Origin of the sequence: Microcoleus sp. CAWBG27 (genome assembly GCF_020883145.1) — a bacterium.
In the GTDB taxonomy this organism is placed as follows: domain Bacteria; phylum Cyanobacteriota; class Cyanobacteriia; order Cyanobacteriales; family Microcoleaceae; genus Microcoleus.
Window position 1 is genome coordinate 1 of record NZ_JAHREU010000101.1, and the last position, 16,394, is coordinate 16,394.

General features: G+C 46.5%; 14 protein-coding genes and 1 pseudogene. 7 read left to right on the top strand and 8 right to left on the bottom strand.

Annotation, left to right across the window (positions count from 1 at the left end):
* A partial coding sequence (locus QZ938_RS30845; RefSeq protein ID WP_293355851.1) for an IS1634 family transposase occupies positions 1-376 on the top strand: 376 nt, incomplete at its 5' end.
* 586 nt (positions 377-962) lie between these two features.
* Positions 963-1,526 carry a type II secretion system protein gene (locus QZ938_RS30850; protein ID WP_293355854.1) on the top strand — a complete coding sequence of 188 codons (564 nt, stop codon included), beginning with the start codon at positions 963-965 and terminating at the stop codon, positions 1,524-1,526.
* Positions 1,527-2,288: 762 nt separating this feature from the next.
* On the opposite strand, the gene QZ938_RS30855 is transcribed toward QZ938_RS30850, so the two are convergent.
* From QZ938_RS30855 to QZ938_RS30865, 3 genes are all read right to left on the bottom strand, one after another.
* Positions 2,289-4,172 (bottom strand): penicillin-binding protein 2, encoded by a 1,884-nt coding sequence (locus QZ938_RS30855; RefSeq protein ID WP_293355857.1) that lies wholly within the window; start codon positions 4,170-4,172, stop codon positions 2,289-2,291.
* 565 nt (positions 4,173-4,737) lie between these two features.
* Positions 4,738-5,322, bottom strand: a complete 585-nt coding sequence (locus QZ938_RS30860; RefSeq protein ID WP_293355860.1) for a hypothetical protein — start codon at positions 5,320-5,322, stop codon at positions 4,738-4,740.
* Positions 5,323-5,336: 14 nt separating this feature from the next.
* On the bottom strand, positions 5,337-5,618 hold the full coding sequence (locus tag QZ938_RS30865) for a hypothetical protein (protein WP_293363634.1): 282 nt from the start codon (positions 5,616-5,618) through the stop codon (positions 5,337-5,339).
* 393 nt (positions 5,619-6,011) lie between these two features.
* Here QZ938_RS30865 and QZ938_RS30870 point away from each other — a divergent pair, with 393 nt between their 5' ends.
* From QZ938_RS30870 to glgB, 4 genes are all read left to right on the top strand, one after another.
* Positions 6,012-6,164, top strand: a complete 153-nt coding sequence (locus tag QZ938_RS30870) for a hypothetical protein (protein ID WP_293355866.1) — start codon at positions 6,012-6,014, stop codon at positions 6,162-6,164.
* Positions 6,165-6,374: 210 nt separating this feature from the next.
* Positions 6,375-6,638: a serine protease gene (locus QZ938_RS30875; protein ID WP_293146589.1), complete on the top strand. Its 264-nt coding sequence runs from the start codon at positions 6,375-6,377 to the stop codon at positions 6,636-6,638.
* Between the two features lie 118 nt (positions 6,639-6,756).
* Positions 6,757-7,428 (top strand): glutathione S-transferase family protein, encoded by a 672-nt coding sequence (locus QZ938_RS30880; RefSeq protein WP_293355869.1) that lies wholly within the window; start codon positions 6,757-6,759, stop codon positions 7,426-7,428.
* 386 nt (positions 7,429-7,814) lie between these two features.
* On the top strand, positions 7,815-10,109 hold the full coding sequence (gene glgB / locus QZ938_RS30885; protein ID WP_293146587.1) for a 1,4-alpha-glucan branching enzyme: 2,295 nt from the start codon (positions 7,815-7,817) through the stop codon (positions 10,107-10,109).
* 174 nt (positions 10,110-10,283) lie between these two features.
* On the opposite strand, the gene QZ938_RS30890 is transcribed toward glgB, so the two are convergent.
* The 3 genes and pseudogenes from QZ938_RS30890 to QZ938_RS30900 all read right to left on the bottom strand — a co-directional run.
* Positions 10,284-11,201, bottom strand: a complete 918-nt coding sequence (locus QZ938_RS30890; RefSeq protein WP_293146586.1) for a glycosyltransferase family 2 protein — start codon at positions 11,199-11,201, stop codon at positions 10,284-10,286.
* 290 nt (positions 11,202-11,491) lie between these two features.
* A complete protein-coding gene (locus tag QZ938_RS30895; RefSeq protein ID WP_293146585.1) occupies positions 11,492-12,322 on the bottom strand; it encodes an HpsJ family protein in 831 nt (276 codons plus the stop codon).
* A 444-nt stretch (positions 12,323-12,766) separates the two neighbouring features.
* Positions 12,767-13,693: pseudogene (locus QZ938_RS30900) on the bottom strand (RNA-guided endonuclease InsQ/TnpB family protein); the annotation flags it as partial.
* 736 nt (positions 13,694-14,429) lie between these two features.
* Between QZ938_RS30900 and QZ938_RS30905 the strand changes: the two are divergent.
* On the top strand, positions 14,430-14,924 hold the full coding sequence (locus QZ938_RS30905) for an adenylyltransferase/cytidyltransferase family protein (protein WP_293146634.1): 495 nt from the start codon (positions 14,430-14,432) through the stop codon (positions 14,922-14,924).
* 44 nt (positions 14,925-14,968) lie between these two features.
* Here the strand turns inward: QZ938_RS30905 and QZ938_RS30910 are convergent, their stop codons facing one another.
* Positions 14,969-15,364, bottom strand: coding sequence for a zinc ribbon domain-containing protein (locus QZ938_RS30910; protein WP_293355872.1), 396 nt, complete (start codon positions 15,362-15,364; stop codon positions 14,969-14,971).
* A complete protein-coding gene (locus QZ938_RS30915; RefSeq protein ID WP_293355875.1) occupies positions 15,295-16,191 on the bottom strand; it encodes a transposase in 897 nt (298 codons plus the stop codon). The genes QZ938_RS30910 and QZ938_RS30915 overlap by 70 nt, the downstream gene beginning before the upstream one ends.
* Positions 16,192-16,394: the final 203 nt, after the last annotated feature.

The window sequence follows — 16,394 nt, forward strand, 5'->3', positions numbered from 1 at the left end:
GAAATATAAGGAACAGCAGTCGGCAGAGAGAGGGTTTGGGTTCCTGAAAGACCCACTATTTTTTACGGATAGCGTGTTTCTGAAGTCGCCAGAAAGAATCGAGGCTTTAACTTTGGTAATGGGTTTGTGTTTGTTGGTTTATACTTTAGGTCAAAGGTTACTCCGGCAAAACTTGCAACTCACTAATAAAACCGTAAAAAATCAGTTGGGGAAAGGAACTAATCGACCTACTTTGCGCTGGATATTCCAAAGTTTTCAATCTATTCATGCCGTTTGTATTCAAGGAATTCGACAGGTTTCTAATTTGACAGCCGAACGGTTAGCCATATTAAATTTGTTTCCAGTCACCTGTCGGTCTTATTATTTCTTGTTGTGAAATGAGGTTAATCACTTGATTAGTAAGGCTGAATTCAGTTGAATTAATTGTTGATTCATCAGAGATGTATAATTATTACATCTCTGAAAATATTTGGTGGCAATTAATAGTTGTTAATGGTCTGATTTTTGAAGTTTTATGGGTTAAGAAGATTTAATTCATGCCCTCACGTCAATTTTTAGGGATGCCTAACTGGTGATGCGATAGTTGCACAGATTTTTGGGTGTTTTTACTCACGCTTGGTCTCGGATAATTCACTTTTACGCCCTCAAGCAGTGTATGTGCCAGTTGGGGGTGCGGAATGTGGGTTTTAAGCGATTTATCCACAGCGGGCGATCGCACCAATACCCGCAATTTCTCCCAAAGGGCGATCGATTCTCTCCACACCGCCCCTACCAGATCCTAATTTTTTATGTAAATTTTATTTAAGCGACCTATACAGTAACCACACTCAAAGTTAAAATACTCCCAACAAAAATAGAGCCTTCCAGCTATTTTTTTTAAACAAAAAATCACTGAGTGTACTTACGTGTCAATAAATAAAACCCCCAAACGCAGAGCCACAGCACCTAACGCCGGTTTTACAATGCTTGAGACATTGATAATTATCGCAATACTGGGAATATTTTGTGCGATCGCCAGCCCCTCTTGGCTCATGTTCATCAACAACCAGCGTTTGAAGGTATCAGTCGATCGGGCTTCTTGGGCAATGGAACTGGCCCAAAGCAACGCCAAACGCGACAAAACCTCATGGCAAACCAGCTTCAAACAAGTCGGAGAAAATGTCGAAGTAGCCATCCACAAATCCGAAATTTTCCCAGCCAAAGTACCAGCCAGTCAATGGAAAAGCTTAGAGCCAAATATTCAGATAAATGAAAATGATACAACTTTCGATAAAGTCAATGAGAACACAAATAAAATAAAAAAAAATGGAACAGTCTGGCGAGCCCTGTTCAATTTTAAAGGTTGCCCCGTCCTCAGTGACAGGAATGATGACTGTACAAGTGTTGGAGCAAAAGGAACCCTAACACTATCTCATCCAAATCTTCCAAAAGGCGATCGATGCGTCATTATTTCCACACTTTTAGGACATACACGCACCTCCGAAAGACAAAGCAAACCCAATCAATACGGAAGATTCTGTTACTGAATTCAGTTACATCGAATTCGGCGATCGACATATCACCGATCAACCCAAAATTCCGGCGGTTGAAAACCGCGTCTACACAAACAAAACCCGCCTCCGCGGGTTGAAGAGTCAATCGCACATTTCTCTCAAATTCCATATTTCTTAGTCCGCGGAGGCGGACATCGTTTGTGTAGACGCGGTTTCCAACCGCCGGGAAATTCAAATCAAATTCCATCATATTTCTTCGTCCGCGGAGGCGGACATGGTTTGTGTAGACGCGGTTTCCAACCGCCGGGAATTTCAAATCAAATTCCATATTTCTTCGTCGGCGTCCGGCGGACATGGTTTGTGTAGACGCGGTTTCCAACCGCCGGGAAATTCAAATCAAATTCCATCATATTTCTTAGTCGGCGTCCGGCGGACATGGTTTGTGTAGACGCGGTTTCCAACCGCCGGGAATTTCAAATCAAATTCCATATTTCTTCGTCGGCGTCCGGCGGACATGGTTTGTGTAGACGCGGTTTCCAACCGCCGGGAATTTCAAATCAAATTCCATCATATTTCTTCGTCGGCGTCCGGCGGACATGGTTTGTGTAGACGCGGTTTCCAACCGCCGGGATTTCTCAAATTCCATCATATCTCTTCGTCCGCGGAGGCGGACATCGTTTGTATAGACGCGGTTTCCAACCGCCGGGATTTCTCAAATTCCATCATATTTCTTCGTCCGCGGAGGCGGACATCGTTTGTATAGACGCGGTTTCCAACCGCCGGAATTTCTGCTTCCTACTTCTTACTCGGCGCAATCTTCTCAATATTAATCAGCGCCTCCATCACCGACTCCACAATCGGCGCCGCCACAACTCCCCCGCTACCACCACCCTTCGGCTCATCAATCACCGCCAGCACCACATACCGAGGAGCCTCCACAGGCACGATCCCCACAAAGCTAGTAATAATCGCCTTATCAGAATAACCCCTACCAGCACTAGCTTTTTGAGCCGTTCCCGTTTTCCCAGCAATCCGATACCCAGGAATTTGTGCAGCTTTCCCCGTACCACCATCCACCACAGTTTCCATCATTTCCAAAACCTTCTTGGTAGTTTGTGGCGAAAAAACCTGCTTCGGAACAGCCCTCGGCAGCTTCCAAAAAGGTTGGCCTTCGCGATCGAAAAGTCCGCGCACAACATGAGGAGTTACCAACTTACCACCGTTAGCCAAAGCCCCATTAAGCTGCACCAACTGCATCGGAGTAATCGAAAAACCCTGACCAAAAGCAGTAGTAGCAACTTCCACCGGAGAATTAATAAATTGGTCTCGATTTTTAAGCTGACTCGTTACTTCAAAAGGCAAATCTGTACCCGCAGTTTGTCCCAGTCCCAATTTTTCTAAAGCTTGATAGTAAAGAGAAGCTTTCATCGTGTTCATTATGTGAACCATCCCCACATTACTAGAATGTTTCAAAATCTGCGTAACAGTCGAAGGGCCGCGGGCGCCTGCTTGTTTGTAATCGGAATTTTGGATAGTCCAGATATCCATATAAATCCGACCTTCGTCGTTAAACACAGTGTTAGGTTTGACCGCACCCGCTTCCAGGGCGATCGCCACATTAATCGGTTTAAAAGTCGAACCAGGCTCATAAACATCAGTTACAGCCCAATTTTTATACCGCGACAAATCGAAATTAAAATATTGATTCGGATCGTAAGAAGGTTCAGCCACCACCGACAGCAACTCCCCGTTACGGGCATCCATCACAATCACCGTACCCCGCTTCGCCTCATGTTTGAGCATTTTCTCCTTCAGAGCAATCCGGGCCGCCCGCTGCAAGCGACTGTCGATCGTCAATTGCAATTTCAAGTCATCAAGCTGCACAAAACCCGCCGTCAGTCGATCGGGAAGCCAACGCCCGTCGATCGACTTACTAAATTGAATCGACGGCATCGATCGTTCCAGCAAATTCTGCTGGCTGTATTCCACCCCCGCCTGTCCCTTCCGTTCCCCATCCACATAACCCAAAACATCCGCCGCCAGCTCCTGCTGCGGGTAAAAACGCTGCTGCTGCCGCACCAACTCCAGCCCATCCACAGGACTATCTTTAATTTGCATCTGCCCCACGCGATCGGCAATTTCTTGAGCCAAAGAACTAGCGATCGTAATACCGCTTTCTCCCAGATTAAACCTTCGCAGCAGTTCAGTTTCCGCCGTATTGCCAGGGGCTACTTCGATCGGCAACATCGGAGCCAATTTAGCAGCAATATCCGCCTTCGAGTGCTTGAACAACTTCGGGTGAGCGTAGAGAGTGTACACCTGTCTGTCGATCGCCAACACATTCCCCGTGCGATCGACGATCGGGCGTCTCGGCACAAACGGCTTCGTTTTGAGAGTTTGCTGCTGAAGAGCCTGTTTGCGTAGCGCCGGAGCTCGCGTCACCTGCAAATAAAACAAATTTACAGCCAGCCCCAGCCCCCCCAGCATCAACACCACCCACACAACCCACAAGCGGAACTTGTTGCGTTTTAAACGCTCCAGGGGTGCCCGGGGCGGGCTGCTAGCCGTAGCCGCAACTCTGGGTTTGGCCCTTTGGCCCCACCAAGTGCGATCGCTCGACGCTTTTGGACGTTTAAAATTCGGCGATCTGTAGCGGTCAAAACGGGGATCGTAGCTCATAGCATTCCAAATTTACCGACAAGTTCTACCATTTTAGATTTTAGATTTTAGATTTAATAATTTAATAATTTAATAATTTAAGAATTGGCAATATTTGATAAATATTGGATTTGGATTTATTCTTACCCGAAAGAATTGGTTCAAAGCCCCAAGCCCGATCGGGAGAAATTAAAATCAGACTATTGATTACTCCAATTCTCGGACTTTTAGGTAGATGTCGCTCTTAAACTGTCAACTGTCAACTGTCAACTGTCAACTGCTTACTGTAGCATTATTTTTTTGAACTTCTGTTTGTTAATTATTTTAAAATAAAATTTTAACCGAGGGTAAGTAGGGCCAAAATCGATCGGCACTTGCACAAAAATCAAACCCGAAGCAAGCCCTCGGACATTTCCCCCTCGGGCCCTCTCCGCGTTGACATTGCCCAAAAACGGGTACCGTAGCCCCGACAGACAGACAATCTTTGTGCATATCCCCAAATTTTAGACTCAAGATTCAAGCCTCCAGATTCATCTTCAGAGCAAATCTAAAATCTAAAATCTAAAATCCATCGACTGATATAGCCTCAATAGCCCAGCGGCGTTTCCCCGCCCGATCGCTTCTGGAGAGCAGGTTCTTCGGAATTTGGTGCCGCCGCACCGGGCGATCGGTTTTCCGGGGCCGGGCGCAAGAAAATCGTGTCCCCAGGCTTCTGCACAGCCAAACCGGTTTCTGGATTTTCAGCTTCCTTAGCAAGTTGGTGTTTCAAGACTTCGCTAGCAGCACTCAACTGCTGTTCGCCCCGGCGCAGAGTTTCCAGCTTTTGATACTCTTGACTCCAGCGTTGCTCGCCGTAAACAGTCAAACCGTAGAGAGTCAGAGCACCGCCCAACAGCAGCACCAATGCGGCTGAGGAGGCGCGCTCCACCCGCAGGAGCGATTGCAGCCACATCGGATGCGACTGGCGATCGGGCATTACTTTCAGCACCGATGCTTGCGGGCGAGGTTTAGCCTGTTCGTCGGCTGGGGAGTAGTTAGGCAACTCAGGCCCAGTTTTTGCCCGTCTAGCTCGGGCAATAGAAGTAACTTTGCTTTTGGTAGCGTCTGTGGTGGCCTTGCCGGTCGATCGGGAGCGGCGAGGAGAATCCGGGGATCTGATAGCAGCGGTCATAGAGTTCACCAAATTTACGTATAGAGGGCAGCTTCAGCTTGAGTAAGGTTAGGAGTTTTTGCGGTTGCCGATCGCCAATTTCTGGAAATCTCGGTTATCAGAAAAATGGGTCTAAAACCCCGTCCTTCGAGGACGGCTTTTGGTACAATTAAATTGGTCGATGACCCACCCGTGACGATGGAGCAGATAGCTCGGGCGAGCGAAGTCCAGCAAACGTACTGGCGGCGCAGCAAAATCGGTAGACCGGGAAAAGCATGACGGGCAATGGTAAAACATCCCGCTCGTGACACAAACAAAACAGAAATCTTGAGATTTCGACACATCAGAACCGCTGGACTAGCGGGAATAGTCTGTGGAGCGACCGTAAGACCCCATGAGAGCATCTCGCAAGGCTGGTGCTATGAAGCAGAAACCCAAATAGTGATGTTTGGGAATCACCGTGGGTTTACCCCGGTGAGGATGTCAACCTTACCAAAGATACCTCAGTGAACTACCCGGCGCTGACATAAAGGTACAGCACGGGCTTCCCAATTCAATGGCAACAGCCGCCAGAACTCTGTAATTCTATTGGTCTTACATTGCCTCCAAGGGCAGGAGTCCTTCCAAGACCCATACTTTTTCTGGCAACACATACCTATTAGCTTGGTTTTCGCTTACGGCATTGGTGGTCAAGATGTACCAACTTTATCATGAGAATCTGCTGGTTTCCTCATCCACCCCGTCGCTATTCCACGCTCCGAACAGAAATTCGACTCCCGGGAGTCGAATCGTCAACTCGCTTGCATTCATCCCGAGGCGAGGCGATCGCTCCTAGCGCGGGGATGAATGCTGCCGAAAGCTAACCACCCAACCCATCCTACCACTGGTCTCTTTGACTTGTAGATTTGCCAAAAAAATGAATTTTTTGCCGGTTCGCCAGAATCAATGTGAAATTTATTAATAAATGCAGTATTGTAATCAACGAGCGAATCGTCGATCTATTCGTGCCAGCATTGTTTCTCAAGTACACTATTCCCTTCCTTGCGATGGGTTTTGAATGTTAAGGAGTGTTTATGAACAAGGGATTAATTCGTTTGACTTTGGTAATTGGCATTGCAGCAGCCCTGGGTGCTTGCGGCGGTGAGGGTGGCAGTGGCGGTGGCGCTAGCCCCACTCCTGGTGGCGGTACAACTCCTCCTCCTGTTTCTTCTCCAGCAACACCAAAGGAATCTCCAAAGGCTTCTCCTGGGGCTGAGAAGTCTCCTGGGGCTGAGAAGTCTCCTGGGGCAGACAAGCCTCCAGCAGGCGGTGCTTCTCCCTCTCCTAAAAAGCCCTAACTAGGCGATCGCGGAGTACAACCCCAACGGGCCTAGCCTCCGAGTGAAAAATGGTTCGCTCTTCGCATTTTTCAATCTCATCAGTCTAGGCCTCAAGTTGGGTGTTATTTTTTGTCAGATGCTTTTACTACAGTTCAGTACCTCCCCTTACTGCCGCAAAGTCCGCTTAGCCCTTGGTTACAAGGGAATCCCCTTTCAAGTAGAAAATTTGACTCCGGGCCTGCACGTTTTGAAACTCAAGCCTCTCACGGGGGGTTTGAGGACAGTCCCGGTACTGCTGCCTCAAATTGAAGGTCAACCAGGGGCGATCGCAGACTCGACGCAAATTTTGCACTGGATCGAGTCTAGTTTTCCTTCAACGCCGCTGTTGCCTGCAGGCGAGAGTTTGCAAGCAGAGGCCTGGATGCTGGAAGACTGGCTCGATGAAAGCATCGGCATTGCCACTCGATTTGTTTACTACGAGTTTCGCGCCGGTGCGGGCAAGGCAATCGACCCCTCTGTTTTGAGCCAGTTAGTGATTCAGTTAGCGCGCCGCCAGTTCGGCATTAACCACGCTTCGGCAAAACTCGCCGAGTTGCGCCTGAGCGCTGCTTTAGACCTGTTACAGCGTCGCTGGCAAGATGGTTCCTATTTGGTAGGCGAGTCCTTGAGCGTGGCAGATATTGCTGCTGCCGCGCTGCTGAGTCCTTTAGCTTTGATTCCTCAATACCGGATTGAGCATCCTTGGCTGTTGGAGCGCATTGCCAACATTCACCAAGTTTGCGGCGAAACCCTGCCTCCGGGATTTTAAAAGATACCTGTCGGGCGATCGCCCCAGCCTGAAAATTCCACTAATTAATCATCATTGAGTTCTCGGCCAAACTCACCCTCCTTGGCCCACCTGAGTTTGGCACATTGACCATAATTTGAAAAAAACTTATATCACACAGGTTAAAAAAAGTCAAGAATATTATCTAAAAAATATAAATTTTTCAATTTGTTTTAATATTTCTATACTTAGATGTTAGCCCTTAGCAGTAAAAGCACAGCTTGGTCGCCAGCAAGGCAAGAGCGCGCGCAAGGATTGCAGTAAGCGTGGTAGCATTAGCGATCAAAAATGTATCCAAATGTAAAGTGCAGCTCCGCTCTAGGTTTTGAAAGCCGCCATTTAGTCAAAAGATTGAGGTAAGTAGTTTTATGCCCGCGACCGTCCCCTTTGAACAGATTGACCGGATTGTTTGGAATCAGCACCACGATCCATTTGAAGTGCTAGGCCCCCACGCTACGCAAGAAAATGGCAAAAAAGTCTGGGTCGTCCGAGCTTATCTGCCGAATGCCGAAGCAGTATCGGTAGTTTTGCCTGAAGCGAGGGCCGAATACCCGATGAAATCAGAACATCACCCTCACTTTTTTGAATGTACGATCGACACCCCAGAACTAGCAAACTATCAACTGCGAGTCAAAGAAGGGGAACACGAACGCTTTATCTACGATCCCTACGCCTTTCGATCGCCCAAACTCACAGAATTTGACCTTCACCTATTCTCAGAAGGCAACCACCACCGGATTTACGAAAAACTAGGAGCCCACTTCACCGAAGTAGACGGCATTACAGGAGTATATTTTGCAGTTTGGGCTCCGAATGCCCGCAACGTATCAGTATTAGGCGATTTCAACCTGTGGGACGGCCGCAAACATCAAATGCGGAAATCCCAAAACGGCATCTGGGAATTATTCATTCCGGGACTATCCTACGGAACTCACTACAAATACGAAGTGAAAAACCAAGACGGACATCCCTACGAAAAGTCCGACCCCTACGGTTTCCAGCAAGAGGTACGGCCCAAAACAGCCTCAATAGTCACCGACTTAGATACCTACACTTGGCACGATAGCGCTTGGATCGAACAGCGGCGGCACACAGACCAACTGACGCAGCCGGTTTCGGTTTACGAATGCCACATCGGTTCTTGGCTGCACGCGGGTACAGCCGAACCTGCCGTACTGCCAAACGGCGAAATAGAACCAGCAGTGTCGGTTTCGGAACTGAATCCGGGCGCGCGCTTTTTGACTTACCGCGAATTGGCCGATCGGCTAATTCCCTACGTCAAAGACTTAGGATTCACCCACATCGAAATGTTGCCCATTGCCGAACATCCCTTCGACGGTTCCTGGGGCTATCAAGTAACAGGCTATTTCGCCCCAACATCCCGCTACGGCACACCAGAAGATTTCATGTATTTTGTTGACCAGTGCCACGCCGCAGGGATAGGCGTACTGGTAGATTGGGTGCCGGGACATTTCCCCAAAGACGGTCACGGTTTAGCCTTCTTTGACGGAACTCACTTGTACGAACACGCCGATCCCCGCAAGGGCGAGCACAAAGAGTGGGGAACCCTAGTATTTAACTACGGCCGCAACGAAGTGCGGAATTTCCTAGTATCAAATGCTCTGTTCTGGTTTGATAAGTATCACATCGACGGCATTCGCGTAGACGCAGTAGCCTCGATGTTGTACTTAGATTACTGCCGCGAACCCGGAGAATGGCTGACCAACCAGTACGGTGGACGCGAAAATATCGAGGCGGCAGATTTTCTGCGCCAGACAAATCACGTCATTTTTAGCTATTTCCCAGGCGCATTGTCGATCGCCGAAGAATCTACCTCTTGGCCGATGGTATCTTGGCCAACCTATGTAGGCGGTTTGGGCTTCAACCTCAAGTGGAACATGGGTTGGATGCACGATATGCTCGACTACTACCACATGGATCCGTGGTTCCGGCAGTTCCACCAAAACAACATAACTTTCAGTATGTGGTACAACCACAGCGAGAATTTTATGTTGGCTTTGTCCCACGATGAAGTCGTCCACGGCAAGGCCCACATCATCGGGAAAATGCCAGGGGACGAATGGCAAAAGTTTGCAAACGTGCGGTGTTTGTTTACCTTTATGTTTGCCCATCCCGGAAAGAAAACCATGTTTATGGGGATGGAGTTCGGCCAGTGGCAAGAGTGGAACGTTTGGGGGGATTTGGAGTGGCAGTTGCTGCAATTTGAGCCACACCAAAAGTTGAAGCTATTTTTCAAGGATTTGAACAATTTGTACCGCAGCGAAACGGCACTTTACAGTCAAGATTTTGCTGAGGATGGGTTTGAGTGGATTGATTGCAGCGACAACAGACACAGCGTGGTAGCCTTTGTGCGCCGCGAGAAGGATGGCGATCAGTTTGTGATTACTGTGTGCAATTTTACGCCACAGCCGCACTCTCACTATCGCGTCGGAGTGCCGGAACCGGGTTTCTATACGGAGTTGTTTAACAGCGACGCGCGGGAGTACGGTGGCAGCAATATGGGGAATTTGGGAGGTAAGTGGACTGATGAGTGGTGGTTCCACAACAGCGCTTATTCGATCGACTTGTGTCTGCCGCCTTTGGGTGTATTGATCTTAAAGATCGATCGGGAAAAAACAGCAGCAAAATCTCAAGAGTTTTAAGTTAACAATCAAAACTTGATTAAACCTCAAAGTTTGAGGTTATTAAAAAACCCGGTTTCTCCAAAAACCGGGTTTTTTTCTCACTATTGGATTAGGTACGTTGTTGCGCTTAAGCGCTCTTTCTTATATCTATCAAAGAGCGCTTAAGCGCAACAACATACCAAGGCTCAATTTTCAACTACGAGTATCGGAAGCACCAAGATTATAAGAAACTTTAGATGGCTCAACTTTCACTACTTCGGAAATAGACTGTTCTTCCTCTGCTTTCAAATTCGGCAGTGGCATATGCTTCATTTCCCAAACTTTGAGCAAAATTAGATATTCATAAAAAGCTTGTAGCGTGCACCAAGCCAATCCAGCTTGACCGTCAAGAAATCCGCCGAGTAAAATATACATATAGAAAAAGCGCACCACAGGCCGCAAAGGCAAACGCAAAGAAAAATCTTTCAAAGCGCGGCGCCTTTCAACCTCCGATGCGCCAAACAATAAATCCCACCAATTTACTTGACCGGCTGCTAATTGGCGGAGAGTTTCAGCCGCCTCGTCAGTCGAGTAGCGGTTGTGCTTTTCAATCCAGCGAGAAAGACCTTTGCTGCAAGTATAGTGAGGGTAGGTTTCCTTCAAAAAGTGAGTGGGCCCGTTGCAGACTTCCCGTTCAGTGTGACCGTAGTCAGTAAACCATACTTGGTCTTTGCGAAACAGGCGCATTTGATAGCGCGGATATTGAGTGCTGCGACGAATCCAGCGCTCCATAAATATTACTTTTTCAGCTACGTAATAACCGATATATTCTTGACTTTCGATCGCCTTTAAGCATTCAGCAAACAGTGCAGGCGTCATCCGCTCGTCAGCTTCCAGGATGTAAACCCATTCGTACTTGCATTCTACTTCTTGAAGCATCCAAGTCCGCTGGCGTCCGTGAGTTTCAAAGCGGTGCTGCACTGTTTGCACGGGATAGTTTTGAACAATCTCAAGGGTGCGATCGCTGCTGAAAGAATCAACTACAATGATATCGTCACAAAGCAGTGCCGATTCAATGCAAGCGGCGATATCAATCTCTTCGTTGTAAGTCAGAATATAAATTGAGAACATTCCCAGCTTTCAGTAAGGGCAAACTATAGCAGAAGGAAGAAGGAAGAAGGAAGAAGTAAGAAGGAAGAAGTAAGAAGGAAGAAGTAAGAAGGAAGAAGGAATAAGGAAGAAGGAAGAAGTAAGAAGGAAGAAGGAAGAAGTAAGAAGTAAGAAGGAAGAAGGAAGAAGGAAGAAGAACGATGGTTTCAGCAATTAACAGCGTCCTAACTACTAGGTGCAGTTGCTATATTCAGCAGATCAAGTATTTCTTAGGGATATCTCGACTTGCGCGTTCCGAGCAGTCGGGTCGATCAATTTTTGCGGTGGCCGAACCGCAGAATTCCCATACTTCTGAGTCCACTCCAACCAACAGTAATGTAGCCGATCGCCAACAGCAAACTGTTGATTCCAGTCTGCAAACTCGAATTTCTCGATCGAGTTCTCAACTCTTTCTCTTTTTGTTGCTTCTGGGTACCAATCTCTTTGCGAGCTTGATTTGGCAATTCTTGGGCTTGCTGTTCCAAGAACTTATCGAGGGCTTTCGGGTCATTTTTCGACTCCTGAAGCACGGCTTTCAATTCCTTGGGAAGATTTGGATTCTTGAGTTCTTGTTGCAGCTTCCCGTCGTCTTGCAGTAGCGCGCCTATCTGGTTCCGGAGAAGGCTTTTACGCTGTTCTAACTCAGATTTATACTGCTCGCTTTTAATTTGGGCATCTAGTTTAGCTTCTGCTTGTCCGGCTTCCTTATCGAGTAGAACCAGAGCATCCTTGAGTTCCAGGCGAGTATTGTTGAGATGAACGGGAACCAGCAATAGGTAAATTAGCCCTAACAAGCTGGAAATCAATAGTGCCCAAAATCGCAAATCAACCCAAACATTGCGCCGGTCAATAGAGACTCCACTGCTGCTGTCCACCCAAAAGCCCGTCATCAGCAGGGCGATCCCCATCAAAGGAATAATGCCCCGGTCAACTATCTGAGTTGCTGCGGCCAACTGCCAGCCTCGATTGCTCATGTCCGAGATTTCTCCCGGCAGCGATAGAACAATGCTGTTAAGCAAGGCAGAGAGAATCAAGATAATCCCGACTACTTTGAGAGTGCGAGCAGCTACTGAAGAAAATTGACGGCTGTTAGTTGCTTTCATAATTGCTGTTAGATAATTCTACACTGTTAGATTAAACGAAATTTTGTTTAATGAGTTGACTGATGAGAGGGTTCAATTGCTCTTCCTCACTGATTGCTTCGTTTGGGGAGATCGCGCGGCCGGTGCCACACCATCGCAGAGGTTAAGTCCCGAATCTGTGCAAACAGGAGTCCTGAATCTGAAAAGGGCTGTTGAGACGGGAAACTCCGGACACGAAAGACGAATCAAACCGTCCCCCATTTGATGATTTGGGAAGTCCCAACAAGATGCTTGCACAGGTTGGTACTTCAGGTTATTTTCCACCAAAATAGCTCGATCGGGTAATCGCCTCAAATTTCCTCCCACCAGTTGCTAAGCTGTCAGTCATTTAAATTTATTGCCTCAACCCCTTACAGTATGGGGTCTGGCACACAAATAGTGCAGTTTGAATGTCGAACAGCTTACCCCAAACACTTTGCCAAAATATTCAATCCAATTTCTAAAAGTTGTCCAAGCCGCATCAGATATCGACTTGGATAGCTTTTTGTTTTTGACCATGTTCTTCACCTGCAAGTCTTCATAGGCTACCAAGTCGTTAGACTGGACTACGCACCTTGCCAATTTCACAGCAAAGTCTTTACGTCGCCTACTTACCTTAAGGTGTTTTTTGTTCAAGCGATTTCTCGCCTTATCTCTGTTTTTGGAACCCTTTTTGGTTCTGGAGAGTCTCCGATTAAGTCGTTTTAGCGACTTCTCTGATTTTCTTAGATGACGCGGGTTCTCGACGGTATTACCGTCAGAGTCCGTGTAGAAATGAGTTAGCCCTACATCCAAACCGATAGTTTTCCTGGTCGGTTCACGCTTTTCGTTGCGTTCAGCGTCAATACAAAATTGCACATAGTAGCCGTCTGCCCGACGAACTACGCGCACCCGTTTAATTTGATTTAGCTGATATTCGTGCAAGTCGCGACTTCCCCATAACTTGAAAGAACCTGCTTTGAAGCCATCACTGAAGTTGATGCTTCTTCTGTCTTCATAAAGTTTCCACCCACAAGTCTTGTATTCTACAGAACCGTGCGACGAGTGCTTTTTGAAGCGCGGAAAACCTTTCTTTCCTGGTTTTGCCTTTTTGCAGTTGTCGAAGAACCGCGCAATTGATGACCAAGCTCTTTCTGCGGAAGCCTGCCTAGCCATTGAATTAAGCTTGGTGGCCCAAGGAAATTCCTTGGCAAGAACTACGCAATAAGCGCTTAAGTCGTAGCGACCCACCCCTTTCGTATCCATCCAGTATCTGATGCAGCTATTACGAATGAAGCGAGCAGTACGAATGGCTTCGTCTAGCCGTTCGTACTGCTCGCTTTTTCCTTCTAGCTTGGCTTCAAATACTAACATTTACGTTACCGAACCGGATATAAAAACTCTAACACAGTTCTGGCAGAATTAAAGCTGTCCTAAAAGGACGGGGCTTTAGACCCAAATTTTTGGTAAGATTTAGGTGTGTTTCACCGCTATATTTCTCGCTTGCCAGATGGCGTGGCACTTTCATCCCCTGTCTTATAGTAATTGATCTCACAGAGATCTGAAAGAAATAATTGTTTCCCAATCTTTTGAACCTCCAATTACCAACTGCACAACACGGCAGTCACTCGATCGATTTGAGATTTTCCGTTTTCGCTTGTAGGATTTATACCTATTGACGAAAACAATGCAACTTTCGGCTGGTTCTCGAACCCATACAGAATAAGTCATTCCTCATCGCCTACCGCGCTCTTGAAAATCGACATTTTTATTACTCGATAGATGAATCTGGGAGTTTGAACTCTTAGTCTCAAATTTGGGGCTGCTGGCGGCTGTGGGAAAGCAAGTATCGATTTTTTTGGTGGGAGGAGAGATACAGGAGTAGCTATTTTCCGCTTTTTCCTTCTGTTTGCCGGAAAGCGCAGCCGAAGGGCATTCTTGTTTGTTGCTTCCTCCTTAAGAGCGATCAATTACTAATTACCAATTACTAATTACCAATTACTAATTATTGGCAGCTCGATCGCTGGCTCGTTCAATGGCAAACGCGCTCTTATCTCACATTTTTTGCTAGGATGATTCATCGCCGTGCATTTTTTTAGTTATGACTGTAATGATTTCGGGTGTTTACACGTTGGGAGAACTTGAAAGATCGATCGCCTCCGATCCTCAAAAGTGGCGTCCGATGGTGTTTACTAACGGCTGCTTCGATATCCTGCACGCGGGGCACGTCCGCTATTTGCAGGCGGCAAAAGCTTTGGGGCGATCGCTCGTGGTGGGCTTGAATAGCGATGTTAGCGTGCAAGCTATCAAACCGCAGCAGCCGGGATTGCCACCCCGCCCGATCGTACCGGAAATTCAGCGAGCCGAAGTGCTGGCTGCTCTCAAACCAGTAGACGGCGTAGTAATTTTTTCCGAAATTACAGCTACTAAACTGATAAGTATCCTGAGGCCTGATATATACGTTAAAGGAGGCGACTATCAACTTGAAACTTTGCCGGAAGCACCGGCAGTTATCGCCGGAGGTGGCAAGATTTCCTTGATCGAAATAGAAGTTCCGAGTTCTACCAGTGCGATCGTCAAACGCATTTTGCAGTTAGGCGTTTAACCGCTCGTAAAAACCTGGACAAAACTACCCAAAAGTAGTCAATGTTAGACATCTACGTTAGTAATTTTAGTCCACAGTCCTAAAACTACAGGAATAAACGGCAATTCCTCTATTCCCTTCATGAAGTCGGGAATTACTTTTCTCGCTATATTCAGACTTCCATTGATATCAGCATTGATTGTTTTGCCAGTTGAGGTTCTATACAATCCACGCTGAACGCGTTTACCGCTAAAAACAGGCTTGGTTTCTGTCTTTTTGTGATAATTCGGTAAATTATCACCATCTAAAGCACTAGCTTTTGACGTGTAACTTTCCTCAGTTAATGTCACAGCAATCCCTGCCAATTGTGCTTTATACGTCAATAAACTAATCAGCTTGGCATGGGGAATATTGGTAAATGCTTGATTGTTTTTTTGCCAATATTGATTGACTGTTTCCATCCTGGGTTTTTGCCGATAATTAACTGACCAATATCGTTCAACTGACACCAATCAATTACACGACGACTCGCAGTGTGAAGATAGTTGTCAATTCTTCTGCTTCGCTTACTGTTCAGTGATTTTATCTGTCTGCTAGCTGCGATTGATTGTGATGCGGCTACCCGTTTATTGAATAATTGATTAATACTTTTCAAGGGTTTACCATTAATCAACAGCGGCTTGATGCCGGGATGATTGGATGTTATAGCCATCAAATTGTTTAAACCCAGGTCTACACCAGCTACATATTTCCCCTGGGATAAGGGTATCTCATTAACTGTGTAAACAACTTCAATAACATAATGGTCAAGCTTTGGGACAATCCTTACTTGGTCTATATTTTTAGCTTGAGTAGCCAACTCAATATTAGTCTGAGACAGTTTAACATTCCCGATTGTCAAAGCAGGTTTTGATATTGCATCTATCGGGTAAATGACAACATTCCTACCATGCTCTTTGTGCTTGTATCCTGGTATTTTCGGTTTTCCCAGATATTTTTCAGGGTGTTTTGACCAATCTTTAAGTGCAGCTAACCATCCCTTCCAAGTCTCAGCAACTCTCCGAACAATTTGTTTGCTAACTTTTGTTGGTAGATACCTATAAGCTTCTAAATGCTTAGTCTGGTGATAAATATTGATGGAGTTGTAATACTTATTGGTTTCAAAAAAGTATTGGCGCTGAACGTAGTTAGCACAGTTGTATAGATGTTTAGACTGTAATGCCAAATAATCGCATTCTTGCCAAAATCTATGTTGTTTGTTAATTACGTGTTTTTCTACTAGCTGCATTTGACTCGACATGAGTAAATGTACTGTGCTTTGTATTATATACGACTTCCTGCGAGCGTCAACATGGCAGGTAAAAAGTATCGGCTCAATAAGTAGGGGTAGCAGTTAATCTGGCTGCCAAGACAATCCCAAGGGATAAAGAGCAGATTTGGAGCGAATAATAGTGGACAGAGAGGGAATAACTCCAAGTTGAGAAATTCGGT